Origin of the sequence: Vibrio marisflavi CECT 7928 (assembly GCF_921294215.1) — a bacterium.
Classification (GTDB): domain Bacteria; phylum Pseudomonadota; class Gammaproteobacteria; order Enterobacterales; family Vibrionaceae; genus Vibrio; species Vibrio marisflavi.
This window is the reverse complement of the sequence record NZ_CAKLDM010000002.1, coordinates 175,552-189,040: the sequence shown is the minus strand read 5'-3', so window position 1 is coordinate 189,040 and position 13,489 is coordinate 175,552. Positions and strand designations below refer to the sequence as shown.

General features: G+C 43.1%; 17 protein-coding genes. 9 read left to right on the top strand and 8 right to left on the bottom strand.

Annotated elements, in window-relative coordinates:
• Nucleotides 1-65: 65 nt before the first annotated feature.
• Together dsbC and xerD are read right to left on the bottom strand one after the other, a co-directional pair.
• A complete protein-coding gene (gene dsbC, locus L7A31_RS07680) occupies nt 66-809 on the bottom strand; it encodes a bifunctional protein-disulfide isomerase/oxidoreductase DsbC (protein ID WP_237360931.1) in 744 nt (247 codons plus the stop codon).
• A 32-nt stretch (nt 810-841) separates the two neighbouring features.
• Nucleotides 842-1,720 (bottom strand): site-specific tyrosine recombinase XerD, encoded by an 879-nt coding sequence (gene xerD / locus L7A31_RS07675; protein WP_237363529.1) that lies wholly within the window; start codon nt 1,718-1,720, stop codon nt 842-844.
• A 265-nt stretch (nt 1,721-1,985) separates the two neighbouring features.
• Here xerD and fldB point away from each other — a divergent pair, with 265 nt between their 5' ends.
• Nucleotides 1,986-2,504, top strand: coding sequence for a flavodoxin FldB (gene fldB, locus L7A31_RS07670; RefSeq protein ID WP_237363528.1), 519 nt, complete (start codon nt 1,986-1,988; stop codon nt 2,502-2,504).
• Here the strand turns inward: fldB and ampD are convergent.
• On the bottom strand, nt 2,501-3,046 hold the full coding sequence (ampD, locus tag L7A31_RS07665) for a 1,6-anhydro-N-acetylmuramyl-L-alanine amidase AmpD (protein WP_237360930.1): 546 nt from the start codon (nt 3,044-3,046) through the stop codon (nt 2,501-2,503). The two genes, fldB and ampD, sit on opposite strands and share 4 nt — an antisense overlap.
• A gap of 127 nt (nt 3,047-3,173) precedes the next feature.
• Between ampD and nadC the strand changes: the two genes are divergently transcribed.
• The 8 genes from nadC (at nt 3,174) to yacG (ending at nt 9,704) form a co-directional block, all read left to right on the top strand.
• A complete protein-coding gene (nadC, locus tag L7A31_RS07660; protein ID WP_237360929.1) occupies nt 3,174-4,061 on the top strand; it encodes a carboxylating nicotinate-nucleotide diphosphorylase in 888 nt (295 codons plus the stop codon).
• 201 nt (nt 4,062-4,262) lie between these two features.
• Nucleotides 4,263-4,667 carry a pilin gene (locus tag L7A31_RS07655; RefSeq protein WP_237360928.1) on the top strand — a complete coding sequence of 135 codons (405 nt, stop codon included), beginning with the start codon at nt 4,263-4,265 and terminating at the stop codon, nt 4,665-4,667.
• Nucleotides 4,668-4,669: 2 nt separating this feature from the next.
• Complete coding sequence (locus L7A31_RS07650) at nt 4,670-5,917, top strand: GspE/PulE family protein (protein ID WP_237360927.1); 1,248 nt, start codon at nt 4,670-4,672, stop codon at nt 5,915-5,917.
• A 17-nt stretch (nt 5,918-5,934) separates the two neighbouring features.
• Nucleotides 5,935-7,140: a type II secretion system F family protein gene (locus L7A31_RS07645; protein ID WP_237360926.1), complete on the top strand. Its 1,206-nt coding sequence runs from the start codon at nt 5,935-5,937 to the stop codon at nt 7,138-7,140.
• A gap of 48 nt (nt 7,141-7,188) precedes the next feature.
• The gene (locus L7A31_RS07640; RefSeq protein WP_237360925.1) at nt 7,189-8,055 is read left to right on the top strand and encodes a prepilin peptidase; all 867 of its coding nucleotides are present in this window, start codon (nt 7,189-7,191) and stop codon (nt 8,053-8,055) included.
• A gap of 4 nt (nt 8,056-8,059) precedes the next feature.
• Nucleotides 8,060-8,668 (top strand): dephospho-CoA kinase, encoded by a 609-nt coding sequence (coaE, locus tag L7A31_RS07635; protein ID WP_237360924.1) that lies wholly within the window; start codon nt 8,060-8,062, stop codon nt 8,666-8,668.
• A gap of 32 nt (nt 8,669-8,700) precedes the next feature.
• Nucleotides 8,701-9,441, top strand: coding sequence for a cell division protein ZapD (gene zapD, locus L7A31_RS07630; RefSeq protein WP_237360923.1), 741 nt, complete (start codon nt 8,701-8,703; stop codon nt 9,439-9,441).
• Between the two features lie 65 nt (nt 9,442-9,506).
• Complete coding sequence (yacG, locus tag L7A31_RS07625; protein WP_237360922.1) at nt 9,507-9,704, top strand: DNA gyrase inhibitor YacG; 198 nt, start codon at nt 9,507-9,509, stop codon at nt 9,702-9,704.
• A 105-nt stretch (nt 9,705-9,809) separates the two neighbouring features.
• Here yacG and rplS read toward each other — a convergent pair whose 3' ends face one another.
• From rplS to ffh, 5 genes are all read right to left on the bottom strand, one after another.
• A complete protein-coding gene (gene rplS, locus L7A31_RS07620; protein WP_237360921.1) occupies nt 9,810-10,163 on the bottom strand; it encodes a 50S ribosomal protein L19 in 354 nt (117 codons plus the stop codon).
• A 42-nt stretch (nt 10,164-10,205) separates the two neighbouring features.
• Nucleotides 10,206-10,949 carry a tRNA (guanosine(37)-N1)-methyltransferase TrmD gene (gene trmD, locus L7A31_RS07615; RefSeq protein ID WP_237360920.1) on the bottom strand — a complete coding sequence of 248 codons (744 nt, stop codon included), beginning with the start codon at nt 10,947-10,949 and terminating at the stop codon, nt 10,206-10,208.
• Nucleotides 10,950-10,972: 23 nt separating this feature from the next.
• Nucleotides 10,973-11,527 carry a ribosome maturation factor RimM gene (gene rimM, locus L7A31_RS07610; protein ID WP_237360919.1) on the bottom strand — a complete coding sequence of 185 codons (555 nt, stop codon included), beginning with the start codon at nt 11,525-11,527 and terminating at the stop codon, nt 10,973-10,975.
• 19 nt (nt 11,528-11,546) lie between these two features.
• Nucleotides 11,547-11,795 carry a 30S ribosomal protein S16 gene (rpsP, locus tag L7A31_RS07605; RefSeq protein ID WP_237360918.1) on the bottom strand — a complete coding sequence of 83 codons (249 nt, stop codon included), beginning with the start codon at nt 11,793-11,795 and terminating at the stop codon, nt 11,547-11,549.
• 222 nt (nt 11,796-12,017) lie between these two features.
• Nucleotides 12,018-13,424, bottom strand: coding sequence for a signal recognition particle protein (ffh, locus tag L7A31_RS07600; protein WP_237360917.1), 1,407 nt, complete (start codon nt 13,422-13,424; stop codon nt 12,018-12,020).
• Between the last annotated feature and the right edge of the window lie 65 nt (nt 13,425-13,489).

The window sequence follows — 13,489 nt, the reverse complement described above, 5'->3', positions numbered from 1 at the left end:
GTAGCCTGTGCTTCAGGCTACCTACTTCCTTATATATTTCTAAGTCTAAGCTCAGGCTATTTTGTTTATTGCTTTTGCTCTAACTGTTTGAGCAAATCTTTAGGTGGTAAATAGCCACCAATCATTTCGCCATTTGGTAGGAAAATTGCCGGCGTGCCTTTTACACCAAGCTCTACACCAAGCGCATACTGCTCGGCAACACTTGCCTGACATTCAGCAAACTTCTCAGTTTTTTCCTCTGGTAAACGGCGCTCAAGCTTCGCATCATGCATCGCTTCTTTTGGATCTTTAGCACACCAAATCGCGGCCATTTGATCCGCAACAGGGCTTTGTGGCCCCTGGCGCGGGAACGCTAAATAATCGATAGTAATGCCCAAGTCGTTGTATTCTTTGATTTGCTTATGTAAACGAACACAGTAACCACAAGTAATATCAGTAAAGATCGTTACCACATACTTTTCATTCTTCGCTTTGAATACAATCGCTTGGTCTTTAAATTTGGCAATTTTCTCTGCATTGAGAGGTGCTTGCTTTTTAGCTAGAACATCTTCGTAAGTGCCATTGGCCCCTAAGCTATATAGTGTACCAGCAATCACATGTGCGCCGTCTGCCGAAGAGTAAATCACGCCACCCGATGTATTCACCTGAAATAAGCCATCCATATTCGTCGGCTCGACGCTCAGCACTTTGATGCCCAACCTTTGCACATGCTTCTCTATCTGCTTGAGGTTGTATTTGGGTGCAGCAGCATAACTGGTCGCCAAAACAAAAGGCAAAATACACAGGATGATACTTCGTAATACTTTCATGAAACTTCCCTATAAATAAATGAACACTAGAGCTACGCTCTAGGATGATGCTCGCTATGAATTTGCTTCAGCCTTTCGGTGGCAACGTGAGTATAAATTTGCGTAGTTGATAAGTCACTATGCCCTAGCAGCATTTGTACGACTCTGAGATCCGCACCATAGTTCAATAAATGCGTCGCAAAAGCATGTCTTAGTACGTGCGGCGACAAACTATCGGAGTCAATACCAGCAATTGCGGCATAATGCTTGATTCGATGCCAAAATGTTTGTCTCGTCATCTGCCTCGCTCGTTTGCTTGGGAACACAACATCTGACGTATTTTGCCCTAACAGAATACTTCGCCCTTGGCTAACAAACATATCAATCCATTCAATTGCGTTTTCTCCCATTGGAACTAAACGCTCTTTACCACCTTTACCCGTAATACGAACCACACCTTGTCGAAGGCTCATATTCTCCATTGTCAGGCTGACAAGCTCTGTCACACGGAGCCCTGTAGCATACAAAAGCTCCAGCATCGCTTTATCTCTCAGCTCCATCGGATCGTTGGGATCAGGCGCATCAAGCAGTGCGTCAACTTGTTCTTCTGTGAGATCTTTTGGAAGACGTTGTGGCAGTTTCGGGCTAATCAGTAAAGCCGTTGGATCATCAGCACGAACTTTTTCTCGATGCAAATATTGAAACAAGCGGCGAATGGCAGATAGCATTCTTGCTCTTGAGGTTTGTTTGTAGTCTTGGTCGGCAAGCCATGTTTGATATTCTTGTAAACCAGATAGGCTAATAAAATCGAGGCGATAATTATTACTCTCCATCCATTTTAGTAACTTAGCAATATCGGTACGATAAGAAGCAACCGTGTTTTCTGATAGCCCTCTCTCCATCCACATGCAATCCAAAAACTGCTCGACCATCACTTGATCAGAAGACGTCGTTGTTGTCACTGTAACCCTCTGTATAAAATGCGTTACTGAACCAAATTAAAAAGCACACATAAACAGTTTAGGTGGATTGGAAAACTTTGGTTGCAGTAATTCCCTGAAATAAAGGCTATCAGGTTAATGCACCTAAGCGCACTAAGCTATAAAAATGTGCTTCTGTTCTCACAAAGGCTGCACCTTGAAGTAGTTTGAGTATAGAATGTCCCACTCCTACTCATTTATACACGCGAAAACCACAATGAAAATTGGCCTATTTTATGGTTCAACCACTTGCTACACAGAAATGACCGCAGAGAAAATTCGCGCTTTCATTGGTGAAGATTTGGTTGAGCTACACAATGTAAAAGAAACGCCTCTGACATTAATGAACGACTACGATTTGCTTTTGATTGGCATATCAACGTGGGATTTTGGTGAAATCCAAGAAGACTGGAATGACATCTGGGACACTATCAGCAGTGTCGACCTATCAGGCAAAGTGGTTGCATTATTTGGTTTGGGTGATCAAGAAGGCTATGGCGAATGGTATCTGGATGCAATGGGCCTATTGCATGATGAACTCGTAAAGGTGGGAGCAAAGCCAATCGGCTACTGGCCAAATGAAGGCTATGAATTTGATGAATCTAAAGCTCTTACCGAAGACAAGAGCCATTTCGTTGGTTTGGCCCTTGACGAAGATTCACAATACGAGCTTAGTGAAGAACGTATCGAAACATGGTGTACTCAAGTTCTCACAGAGTATAACGATACACTTTAGACGGCTAACAACTCTCGATATTTCTGCCAATCAAACACTAGCCCCGGATCTGTCTTACGACTTGGGGCGATATATTGATGGCCCGTGATACGAGAAGGAGTAATATCAGGGTAGCGCTGCATTATTTGCTGGCTAAGCTCAGCAAGCGCCTGATATTGCTCTTCGCTATACGCTGCAAAATCACTTCCTTCTAACTCAATGCCAATCGAATAGTCGTTACACTTATCTCTACCCGCAAAACTTGATTGCCCTGCATGCCATGCTCTATCCATAAAAGAGACAAACTGCACCACTTCCCCATTGCGCTTTATTAAACAGTGCGCGGACACTTTCATTTCATGAATAAAGGCAAAGTAAGGATGCTCATTAGCGTCCAGCGTACCTGCAAAAAATTGCTCTATATAGTTGCCACCAAATTGGCCTGGTGGAAGGTTAATATTGTGGATAACAAGCAGTGAAACATCTGTTGTATCTTGGCGTTTATCGAAGTGAGGAGAAGGTACTTTCTGGGCACCGGTGAACCATCCTTTCTGATCGATCATATACGAACACTATTATTACCAAACACTTATTGATATTAACCTCTTATCCAACAAAAGCGAATTTTACAGGCTAAGTTCATTGGCGTATCATTCGCAGCACAATTTCAACTACACCTGCTAACTTGCGATGAAAAACCCTCACAACAGTGCCGAACGTCTAGAATACTTAAAACAACAATTGCCGCTAGAGATCACTCGTGCTGTCTCTGACGCGCTTAAAGAAGATCTTGGTGGAACACTAGATCCCGCAAAGGATATCACCGCAAGTTTAATTCCTGCTGATAGCACCAATGAGGCCACAATTATCACTCGTGAACATGGTGTGTTCTGCGGTAAAGCATGGGCTGATGAAGTATTTAAACAGCTTGGTGGCGAAGTTACTATTGAGTGGCATGTAACCGACGGAGATGTGGTCGAGCCGAATCAAACACTGTGTACCCTAACAGGGCCATCAAGAGCTTTGCTAACGGGTGAGCGTAACGCAATGAACTTTATCCAAACTCTTTCTGGATGCGCATCATTGACCGCTACTTACGTTGAAAAGCTGCAAGACACTAACTGCCGTTTATTGGACACACGCAAAACTGTTCCGGGCCTACGTAGTGCACTAAAATACGCGGTCGCATGTGGCGGCGGCTTTAACCATCGTATCGGTGTATTTGATGCCTACCTGATAAAAGAAAACCACATCATCGCATGTGGCGGTGTAGAGAAAGCGATCAAAACGGCCAAAGAGTTAAACCCTGGCAAACCTGTTGAAGTTGAAACTGAGACACTCGAAGAACTTAAGCAAGCCATCGATGCTGGTGCAGATATCATCATGCTCGACAACTTTACCCTAGAGATGATGAAAGAAGCAGTTAAAATCAATGCTGGAAGAGCTGCTTTAGAGAACTCAGGTAATATCACGTTAGAGACCATTCACGAGTATGCCTCTACTGGCGTTGATTACATTTCTGTTGGCGCTTTAACTAAGCATGTTCGCGCGATGGACTTATCTATGCGCTTGAAATAATAATCTTTTCCCAAGTGGGCATCCGTTGTTCACTTGGGTTCTCTCTCATAAAATTCACAACCCTTCTCGAAAGAATTTGCAACTTAGCAAACGCTAAGTGTTAGCGCGCAACACTTGCCTCAGAAAGTCATGTAAACCCTCTCCTCTAACCTGCGTACAAACCTTAAGCTTTCTCTATATCTACTCAGATAAGAAAGCAAAATGCATAACTCAATATATAAACCACAGATTGGTTTCACCTTAATCGAGCTGATGATCGTTGTCGCCATTGTTGGTGTACTTTCTTCTATCGCTCTTCCTGCATATCAAGATTACGTTAAGAAAACTGAAGTGGCTTCTGCTGTAGCGACTATGAATGCACTCATCGCACCCGCTGAAATTTACTACCAAGAGACAGGAGAGCTGGATGACTCAACCGATTTATCCGACATTGGTATCGCTTCGGATTCAAGTCAACTCGGCACCATATCTATCGCAGACTCTCAATTGATTTTAACGTTTAGTAAGTATGAAAACAGTGCTATTACTTTAACTCGCTCCGATAGCACTGGCTGGAGCTGCGCCGCCTCTGGTGAAGCTGCCAACCTAGTCTCAGGATGCCTTTAATCATGAATAACCAGCCTTCTTCATATTTTTCTAGCGATATAAACCAAAGTGATTCAGCAACCTCTTCTACACTTTTAGTCAATAATGAAACCTACTCTCCGACAGATAAGCTATTTAAATCCATCCTATTGGATGCACTACACGTTCAAGCTTCTGATATTCATTTTGAACCGTATGAAAATTTTACTCGGGTGCGCTTTCGCTGTGACGGCACACTCACTGAATATCAAAAGCCAAGTTTCTCTACTTATAAAAAGCTCATTGCACATATAAAAGTACTAGCTGAGCTAGATATTTCTGAACAAAGAAAACCTCAAGATGGCAGAATGCAATTTCAAGATCAGAGCGATAACTTGCAACAAGCTGATTTGCGAGTTTCCACTTTACCTACACAATGGGGCGAAAAGCTGGTCCTTAGGATATTAAAAAGCAACAAAGAATGCTTACGTATCGATCAACTTGGCATGAGCCAAATTCAAGAAGCATTGTTTACTAACGCCTTAGACAAAACACAAGGTCTTATTCTAATTACAGGGCCAACTGGGAGCGGAAAAACCGTGTCTCTTTATGCCGCACTGCAGTATTTAAACAAACCCGAAGTGAATATAGCTTGCGCAGAAGATCCTGTTGAAATCACCATACCGGGAATTAACCAAGTCCAAGTTAAGCATCAAATCGGCTTCAATTTCAGTGAAGCGCTGCGCGCGTTCCTTCGTCAAGATCCCGATATCATCATGCTCGGTGAAATTCGTGATAGTGAAACCGCGAAAATGACGGTGAAAGCAGCTCAAACCGGCCACCTTGTATTGTCTACGTTACATACAAACTCGGCTTCAGAGTCATTACAAAGACTGATCAACATGGGCGTTGAGCCCTATAATCTTACGTCTTGCGTATCCTTGGTTGTCGCACAACGCCTTATCAAAAAGTTGTGCCCTAAATGCAAAAAGCCTCAAATAGACACAACACTTTTAGATCCAGTAATAAGCTTAAGTGATGCTGAACTGTACCAAGCTAATCCATCAGGATGCCAACAATGCAACCAAGGTTATGCTGGCCGACTGGCGATATTTGAAGCAATTGAAATGAATGAGGAGTTAGCTGGAATGCTCCTTAGCCATTCGCCTTCTGAGAATATTGAGAAGTACTTCAAAGCACATAATATTTTTTCTCTCCACGAATCAGCAATTGAAGCCTTACACAAAGGATTTTCTAGCTACCAAGAAATAAAGCGTGTGCTTAGCCTCTAGCGAGTGACTTATTTGAAATGTTGAAGCACTACAACTGGAAAGGGGTAAACGAGCAAGGCAAAGACATTTCAGGATTCATAATATCTTCATCGTCTGACGAGGTACGCTCACTACTCATTCAGCGTAACGTTCGGCTACGTGACATGAAGCGAGGTCGTGTTTCCTACCTCGAATACAAAAAACACAGGCTAACGAACAAAGAGATCACTCTATTTTCGCGTCAATTGGGTACGCTACTCTCTGCTGGGCTACCTATAATCAATAGCTTACAACTGGTTGCTAACCAGTCTTCAAAAGCAGAGCTAAGATCTCTTGTTTACCTTTTACAATCACAGATAGAATCCGGACATACCTTTACTCAGGCTTTATCTGCATACCCAAAGCACTTCGATCAAGTCTATATGTCACTTATAAGATCTGGAGAAAAATCGGGAAACTTAGCCGATACCCTATTGAAGTTAGCAGAGCACAGGGAAAAGCTTCAGATACTTCGGGAACAGATAAAGCGCGCTTCACAATATCCTTTAGTTATGCTGATGACTATTTTCGCCGTCAGCTACATCATGCTGACTATGGTCATTCCAGAATTTGAACAGCTGTTTCGAGGAATGGGCGCTGAACTGCCTTGGCTTACAAAAAAGGTCCTGCTCTTTTCAAAACTGATACGCTCTCACAGTCTCACGATTTTGCTGTTTGTCTGTGGGAGTGCATACCTACTCAGAATCCTATACCAGCGTTCTGATCGAATTAAATTGAAAATGAGCCGATACCTTTTAATCATTCCAGTGTTTGGGCCAATTGTAACAAAACACTCTCTAGCTAGGTTCAGCCGAACACTTGCCACCAATTATCGCAGTGGGTTGCCCATTTTAGAAAATATAAGTCTCTCAGCGATGACAACTGGCAACCTATATTTTCAACAAGCTATCGGGAAAGCACACCAAAATATACTACTAGGTGCGCCAATCTATATGGCGTTAAAAGATGAACATGTATTTCCAGAACTGCTCGTGCAGATGGTGATGATCGGTGAACAGTCTGGCAAGCTTGACGACATGCTAGAAAAGTTAGCCAGCATATACGATGAGGAAGCCAGCAATAGCATCAATAGGTTAAGTACACTACTAGAACCCATGTTGATTCTTATATTAGGTATAATTATTGGTGGCTTAGTTATCGCAATGTATTTACCTATCTTTAACTTAACGAGCTTATTGGGCTAGTATAGTGCCTTCACTATACTCTGGTTATGGGAAAATAGAGTTCTCTGTATGGACGCCATTTATTACAATCCTTGGATTTTTACTACGCTCGCTACTGTTTTCGGCCTTATTATTGGTAGCTTCTTAAACGTCGTTATCGCTCGGCTGCCGAAAATCATGGAGCAAGAATGGCGAGATGAGTGTGCAGAGTCATTTCCTGAATACAAAATCACACCAACATCAGAACGCTTATCTCTAAGCTCACCGCGTTCCACTTGCCCAAAATGCAGCACAAAACTGCGTATCATTGACAATATTCCAGTATTGAGTTGGTTGCTACTAAGAGGTAAATGCCATCATTGCAAAGCATCGATCAGCATCCGTTACCCATTTGTTGAGCTCTTATCTGCGGCGCTGAGCTACGTTATTGCATCGCATTTTGGCTTCAGCTACTACGCTATCGCAAGCATGGTTTTTACGTTTGCTCTGATTGGAGCAACGTTCATTGATTTTGATACTCTGCTTCTACCCGACCAAATTACTCTTCCGCTGATGTGGTTAGGTATTAGTTTAGCGCTATTTAATATTGGCCCAGTTTCTCTATATGATTCTGTGCTCGGTGCAATCTGCGGTTATATGTTTCTATGGCTTTTATATTGGGGCTTCAAGCTTCTTACGGGTAAAGAAGGCATGGGGTATGGTGACTTTAAACTGCTCGCAGCTCTTGGCGCGTGGTTAGGTTGGCAGTACCTTCCTATCGTTGTTCTTCTTTCTTCAATGGTCGGCCTTGTTTTCGGACTAATTCAATTGAGACTTCAAAGTAAAGGCAAAGAGCACACATTTCCATTCGGCCCCTACTTATCCATTGCTGGCTGGATAAGTCTCATTTGGGGAGAGCACATCGTTCGCTGGTATTTTGGTTCAATTTTAGGATAAAGAAATGACTTTCGTAGTAGGACTAACTGGCGGTATCGCGAGTGGAAAAACCACTGTCGCGAATCTGTTTAACGAACGCTATGGTATTGATATTGTTGATGCAGATCTAATTGCACGCGAAGTCGTTGAACCCGGTACTGAAGGGTTAAAAGCCATTGAGAAAAAGTTTGGCAGCCAAGTGTTAATGGCAGATGGTAGCCTAGACCGTAAGGCTTTACGTGAAAGGGTATTTTCTCATTCAGAAGACAAAGAATGGCTAAACAACCTGTTGCATCCTATGATACATCAGAGGATGTTAACAAACTTGCATAGAGCTGAATCTCCTTATGTACTGTTGGTTGCACCATTATTAATTGAGAATAATCTGCAGTCTATGGTCAATCGCATCTTAGTGGTGGATACCGATATAAAACTGCAGATCATGCGAACAATGGAAAGAGATAATGTATCTCAAGCTCAAGCTGAAACCATTTTAGCCTCGCAAGTTGATAGGACGGCACGGTTAGAAAACGCAGACGATGTGGTGATAAATAGTACAGATATAGAAAAACTTTGGCCTCAAATCACAGAATTACATCAAAAGTATCTAGCAATAAGTGAGGAAGATCGGTGAGAATAAGATTGAAGGAACGAAAGGCTAATTAGATGAGCACGCACTATTTCGAACATCCATTGAATGAAAAAACTCGTATCTACTTACGAGTAGAAGCTCTTCTTAGCCAATTAGATACCTCATCACAATTTAAAGACGAGCTACAACACCTACTTTTCTTCCGTTCTCTATTTGATTTATTAGAAATTTTCGAGCAAATCCAGCTCAAAACAGAGCTAGCGAAAGACATAGAAAAGCAGCGCCTAGCATACAAGAGCTGGCTAAACGTAGATGGCGTTGATCAAGACACCTTGCACGATATCTTGCACGAAGTCGATGTCGTTCACAGTGAGCTGATGACAGCTGAACGCTTTGGCCAATCGTTAAAAGAAGATCGCTTCCTCAGTACCATTCGGCAAAGGTTTAACCTTCCCGGTGGAGCATGTTGTTTTGATTTACCCGCACTTCATCACTGGCTTCATCTACCACAAGATAAAATTAGCCAAGATACATCTGGTTGGGTTGGTACCTTAAAACCACTCGCTAATGCCCTCAAATTGTGGCTAAAGTTGGCGAGAGAGACTGGACGGTTTGAGCAGCAAGTTGCCAATGCTGGTTTTTATCAAAGTGATGCAGAAGAAGCCAATATTTTACGTCTAAACATTCCACTTAATTACGGTGTCTATCCTATGATCTCAGGGCATAAAAACCGTTTTGCGATTAAGTTTATCGACTTTCACACCGGTCAAGCTTGCTCGCAAGATATTAAGTTTGAGTTAGCCGTGTGTAGCTGAGGCTAAATTCGATTTCCATGGCACGTCTGATATACTTTGGCATTATTTTCTGAGTCCAATCCACCATGAATAAGAAACCTACCATAGTAAAATGTCCGCAATGCTCTACCGAAGTAGTTTGGGGAGAAGATAGCCCTTTTCGCCCTTTTTGCAGCAAAAAGTGCCAATTAATCGACTTTGGTGAATGGGCAGATGAGGAAAACTCTATTCCTGGTGCACCAGATATGTCTGATGCTGACGGTTGGTCAGAAGATCAATATTAAGTGGCAGAAATCGTAAGCCTGCTATCAGGAAAGCAAGCAACAGTCAGATAAAACAAACGGAGCCAATTGGCTCCGTTTGTTTTTATGAGAACGCTAGTTATAGCATTACTTCTTAGCAAGCTTCTCTTTAATACGAGCAGACTTACCAGAACGCTCACGTAGGTAGTACAGCTTGGCACGACGTACTGCACCACGGCGTTTAACTTCAATGCTATCAACCATTGGAGAGTGAGTTTGGAACGTACGCTCAACGCCTTCACCGTTAGAGATCTTACGAACGGTAAATGCAGAGTGTAGGCCACGGTTACGTACAGCGATTACAACGCCTTCAAAAGCCTGTAGACGCTCACGGTCACCTTCTTTTACCTTAACTTGCACAGCAACAGTGTCACCTGGTGCAAATTTTGGTAGGTCTTGTTTCATTTGCTCTTCTTCAAGAGCTTTGATGATGTTACTCATTTTCTAAATTCCTAGAATAAACTGATACTCAAATAAATTAGGCTACTTTGCATTATGTTCTTTAATGAACTCAGCAAGTAATAGTTCCTGTTCGTCAGTCAGAGCTAGGTTTTCCAGGAGCTCTGGTCTTCTAAGCCAAGTTCGGCCCAGCGATTGTTTTAATCGCCAGCGACGAATGTCCTTGTGATTTCCTGACTTCAGCACACTTGGTACTTCCAGCCCATCTAACACATCTGGACGCGTATAGTGAGGACAGTCTAATAAGCCATTAGCAAAAGAGTCTTCTTCTGCTGACGCCATATCGCCAAGTACGCCCGGAACAAACCGTGATACTGTGTCGATTAGTGTCATGGCAGGGATTTCTCCCCCTGTCATCACAAAGTCTCCAATTGACCATTCTTCGTCAACTTCAGACTGTATGATACGCTCATCTACCCCTTCGTAGCGACCACAAATAAGAAGCAAGTTCTCATTGTTTGCCAACTCTTCGACTCCTTGCTGGTCGAGCTTACGACCTTGAGGAGAAAGGTAAACAACCTTCGTCTTTCCCGGTGATTTGTCCTTAGCAGCATGGATAGCATCGCGCAAAGGCTGAACCATCATCAACATGCCAGGGCCACCACCGTAAGGTCTATCATCGACAGTTCGATGTTTGTCGTGAGTGAAATCTCTAGGATTCCAAGTCTCAATAGACAGAAGACCTTTTTTTACCGCTTGACCTGTTACTCCATAGTCCGTAATTGAACGAAACATTTCAGGAAAGAGGCTAATTACGCCAATCCACATAGTTTTCTCGCTCTACGGTGGAGTTAAAATCCAGGATCCCAGTCAACTTCGATCCGTTGAGCAGTGCGATCAACTTTCTTGATCACTTGCTCTTCAAGGAACGGAATCAATCGTTCCTTTTGGCCAAAAGCATCTTTCAAGTTTGCCTTCACCACCAAAACGTCGTTGGAGCCAGTCTCTAATAGGTCAGTGACCTCACCAAGGTTATATCCCTTAGTGGTAACAACTTGCATACCAAACAACTCGCGCCAGTAGAATTCATCTTCTGACAATTCCGGTAATGATGCTGGGTCTACTGCGATTTCAAAATTCGTCAGTAAGTGCGCTTCTTCACGCACGTCCAAACCTTCCAGTTTTACCACCATACCTTTGTTATGGCGCTTCCAACTTTCCACTTTGTACTCAACCCAATTGCCTTTTTGGTTAATAAACCAAGGGCTGTAATCAAAAATGCTCTCAGCATTGTCTGTAAAGGAAAAAACCTTGAGCCAGCCACGAATGCCATAGGTAGAACCAAATTTACCCATCACAATTTTTTCGCTTTGTTTGCTCATGGCGTCTTTACCTTTCATCGACATAGCTAATTACTAACTAGAATTAAGCCGCTTTTTGAGCGTCTTTAACTAGCTTAGCAACACGGTCAGAAAGAGATGCGCCTTGACCAACCCAGTGGTTAACGCGATCTAGGTCTAGACGTAGACCTTCTTCTTGACCAGTAGCAGTAGGGTTAAAGAAACCTACTTTCTCGATGAAACGGCCAGTTGCCGCTTTACGGCTGTCCGCTACTACGATTTGATAAAATGGACGCTTTTTAGCGCCATGACGTGCCAAACGAATGGTTACCATGTCGTCCTCTTTGCTTTCTCAAAAATAAAATTAACCCCAGAAGCCATCCAAAAAACAGCTTGGGGTCTCGTGCCAAAATAAAGCCCCGGAATTTTACTCTTATTCCGGGGCATTGCAAGGTTTTTAGCTACTTTTTAGCCATTGTATTTCGGTCATATTTGCGAATTGACCGCTAACAGAATGAAAAATAACAAATGACTAGAAACTAGTGAAAATCAGCGGTTAACGGCCAAATGGATTAAATCCGCCGCCGCCGCCCATTCCACCCATACCGCCAGGGCCACCTCCACCCATCATTCCTTGCATGTTTCTCATCATGTTGCGCATGCCACCTTTCTGCATTTTCTTCATCATTTTCTGCATTTGGGTGAACTGCTTAAGCAGACGGTTTACGTCTTGAACTTGCGTACCTGAACCAGCTGCAATTCTCTTCTTACGCGAACCTTTAATGATATCTGGACGCTTGCGCTCTTTCATCGTCATAGAGTTGATGATGGCTTCCATCTGTTTGAAAGCTTTGTCATCAACATTATCTTTCACGTTGCCAGGCAAGTTGCTCATGCCAGGTAGCTTATCTAGCATCCCCATCATGCCGCCCATATTTTGCATTTGGCCAAGCTGCTCGCGAAAGTCTTCAAGGTCAAAGCCTTTCTTTTCTTTGAACTTCTTCGCCATTTTCTCTGCTTTTTCAGAGTCTACGTTCTTTTGTAGATCTTCAATCAGAGAAAGCACATCGCCCATGCCAAGAATACGTGAAGCAACACGATCTGGGTGGAAGGCTTCTAACGCGTCGGTTTTCTCACCAACACCTAAGAATTTGATCGGTTTGCCCGTAATATGACGAACTGATAGTGCCGCACCACCACGAGCATCACCATCAACTTTCGTTAAGACCACACCCGTCAATGGCAGAGCATCACCGAAAGCTTTTGCTGTGTTTGCCGCATCTTGACCTGTCATCGCATCGACAACAAACAGCGTTTCTACTGGATCAATAGCAGAGTGTAAGTCTTTAATCTCAGACATCATCTCTTCATCAATCGCAAGACGACCTGCAGTATCGACAATCAAAACATCGAAAAACTGCTTCTTAGCATGATCGATAGCGGCATTGGCGATATCAATTGGCTTTTGATCAGCTGAAGATGGGAAAAAGTCCACTTCCAGATCTGCTGCTAATGTTTCTAGCTGTTTGATCGCTGCAGGACGATACACGTCGGCAGAAACAACTAAAACTTTCTTCTTGTCTCTTTCTTTTAGAAGTTTAGAAAGCTTACCAACACTAGTGGTTTTACCCGCACCCTGTAGGCCCGCCATTAAGATGACAGCAGGAGGCTGAGCCGCTAAATCTAACTCTTCATTAGATTCACCCATGACTGCTTCAAGCTCAGCTTGAACAATCTTGATAAACTCTTGGCCTGGCGTTAATGACTTGGATACTTCGACACCAACAGCTCTTTCTTTGACTCGCTTGATGAAATCACGTACGACAGGTAAAGCGACGTCTGCTTCTAGCAAAGCCATACGCACTTCACGTAGCGTATCTTTAATATTCTCTTCGGTCAGACGACCTTTACCGCTGATATTTTTCAGCGTTTTGGATAATCGATCCGTTAAATTCTCAAACATAAGCTCTCTTCGCGAATTAGGCGATAATTTGGTTATACCTAAGTGACCTCCAGATGCGAGTTTCA

Coding starts and splice junctions, on each gene's coding strand:
- dsbC (WP_237360931.1), bottom strand. CDS start 809: ATGAAAGTATTACGAAGTATCATCCTGTGTATTTTGCCTTTTGTTTTG.
- xerD (WP_237363529.1), bottom strand. CDS start 1,720: ATGGTCGAGCAGTTTTTGGATTGCATGTGGATGGAGAGAGGGCTATCA.
- fldB (WP_237363528.1), top strand. CDS start 1,986: ATGAAAATTGGCCTATTTTATGGTTCAACCACTTGCTACACAGAAATG.
- ampD (WP_237360930.1), bottom strand. CDS start 3,046: ATGATCGATCAGAAAGGATGGTTCACCGGTGCCCAGAAAGTACCTTCT.
- nadC (WP_237360929.1), top strand. CDS start 3,174: ATGAAAAACCCTCACAACAGTGCCGAACGTCTAGAATACTTAAAACAA.
- L7A31_RS07655 (WP_237360928.1), top strand. CDS start 4,263: ATGCATAACTCAATATATAAACCACAGATTGGTTTCACCTTAATCGAG.
- L7A31_RS07650 (WP_237360927.1), top strand. CDS start 4,670: ATGAATAACCAGCCTTCTTCATATTTTTCTAGCGATATAAACCAAAGT.
- L7A31_RS07645 (WP_237360926.1), top strand. CDS start 5,935: ATGTTGAAGCACTACAACTGGAAAGGGGTAAACGAGCAAGGCAAAGAC.
- L7A31_RS07640 (WP_237360925.1), top strand. CDS start 7,189: ATGGACGCCATTTATTACAATCCTTGGATTTTTACTACGCTCGCTACT.
- coaE (WP_237360924.1), top strand. CDS start 8,060: ATGACTTTCGTAGTAGGACTAACTGGCGGTATCGCGAGTGGAAAAACC.
- zapD (WP_237360923.1), top strand. CDS start 8,701: ATGAGCACGCACTATTTCGAACATCCATTGAATGAAAAAACTCGTATC.
- yacG (WP_237360922.1), top strand. CDS start 9,507: ATGAATAAGAAACCTACCATAGTAAAATGTCCGCAATGCTCTACCGAA.
- rplS (WP_237360921.1), bottom strand. CDS start 10,163: ATGAGTAACATCATCAAAGCTCTTGAAGAAGAGCAAATGAAACAAGAC.
- trmD (WP_237360920.1), bottom strand. CDS start 10,949: ATGTGGATTGGCGTAATTAGCCTCTTTCCTGAAATGTTTCGTTCAATT.
- rimM (WP_237360919.1), bottom strand. CDS start 11,527: ATGTCGATGAAAGGTAAAGACGCCATGAGCAAACAAAGCGAAAAAATT.
- rpsP (WP_237360918.1), bottom strand. CDS start 11,795: ATGGTAACCATTCGTTTGGCACGTCATGGCGCTAAAAAGCGTCCATTT.
- ffh (WP_237360917.1), bottom strand. CDS start 13,424: ATGTTTGAGAATTTAACGGATCGATTATCCAAAACGCTGAAAAATATC.